2 protein-coding genes are annotated in these 1,139 nt (G+C 41.7%); both read right to left on the reverse strand.

Features of this window, described 5'->3' with window-relative positions:
* Positions 1-121 precede the first annotated feature (121 nt).
* Positions 122-589 carry a hypothetical protein gene (locus tag ACFINF_RS09270; protein ID WP_375620597.1) on the reverse strand — a complete coding sequence of 156 codons (468 nt, stop codon included), beginning with the start codon at positions 587-589 and terminating at the stop codon, positions 122-124.
* Positions 586-990, reverse strand: a complete 405-nt coding sequence (locus ACFINF_RS09275) for a hypothetical protein (RefSeq protein WP_375620598.1) — start codon at positions 988-990, stop codon at positions 586-588. Before ACFINF_RS09275 ends, ACFINF_RS09270 begins: the two co-directional genes overlap by 4 nt.
* Between the last annotated feature and the right edge of the window lie 149 nt (positions 991-1,139).

Genomic DNA, 1,139 nt, shown 5'->3' on the forward strand with positions numbered 1-1,139 from the left:
GCACGAGCAATAGCTGGCTGCGTGATAGTAGGTGGGCGGTGTGGCATGTTTATTCCCCTTCATTTTAGATGTAATTCTCCCGTGGCGTGAATCACGCTGGTGTTAAAAGGCTGGTTGGTTGTTAAATTTTTATGTCTTGAGGAATTCTCGTGTTTCCGCGAATATTAGCTAATCCACGAATTTCGGCATTTCTAAAAATCTTGACTGCGTCATAAATGCGAGCACTATCATAAACTTTTGCATCTCCAAAAATCTCAACATTTCCATAATTAACATCATCCTCATACGTGAAATTGGAGCATGATATAATGACATCACCATAAACCTTGGCTTTGTCATAAATTCTTGCATGACCATCTACACGAGCGTTTCCATAAACATGTGCATCACCAAAAACCTTGGCATAACCATAGACTTTTGCATCATCACTTACCCAGCAATTGCCATCATGACTTAGATTGTCTTCTTTCTCGATATAGCCGCCAAGATCACCTTTCTTGACGTCCCCCAAATCTCTCAATGCACGAATGCGGCGGAGCGTTTTGCGCCCAACTTCGATTGTTTCATCAGTAAGTTCGTATTTTCTCATCTGGTCTTTTCTCCAGTTGAGATGAGGTCAGTATCATCAACATGCCCATAAGTACCTGCATCATTGCCAATGCATATAGCATCGCAGTCACCAAAAACACGTACATCACCGTAAACTTCTGCAAATCCATAAAAATGTACATCCTCGTAAACTTCTGCATTACCAAAAACCTTAGCATTATCAGAAATTTGTGCATCATCATAAACACGGGCACCTTCATAAACCAGTGCATCATCACCAACCCAACAATCCCCCTCATGACTTAAATTGTCTTCATTCTCTATAAAGCCCCCTAAATCGCCTTTCTCGACGTTTCCAAAGTCTCGTAAGGCACGAATGCGGTGGAGAGTTTTGCCATCAACCTCAGTTGTTTCATCAGTAAGTTCATATTTCTTTTCCATGGTTTATTTCCTTGATTTGCGTACAATCCACCCGTAGCGTGAATCATGCATTACTTAAAAGTTGTTAGGAAAGGGTGGGGGTGCTGGGAGGAGAGAGCACCCCCATAGGTTTAAGCAGCTTTTGTCAAAATCTTTTGCATCTCTTGTTC

Source organism: Bartonella sp. TS25HLJMH (assembly GCF_042193505.1).
Classification (GTDB): domain Bacteria; phylum Pseudomonadota; class Alphaproteobacteria; order Rhizobiales; family Rhizobiaceae; genus Bartonella; species Bartonella grahamii.

What these genes read in the sequence shown, in the direction of transcription:
- ACFINF_RS09275 (WP_375620598.1), bottom strand. Translation starts at nt 990, where the DNA reads ATGGAAAAGAAATATGAACTTACTGATGAAACAACTGAGGTTGATGGC.
- ACFINF_RS09270 (WP_375620597.1), bottom strand. Translation starts at nt 589, where the DNA reads ATGAGAAAATACGAACTTACTGATGAAACAATCGAAGTTGGGCGCAAA.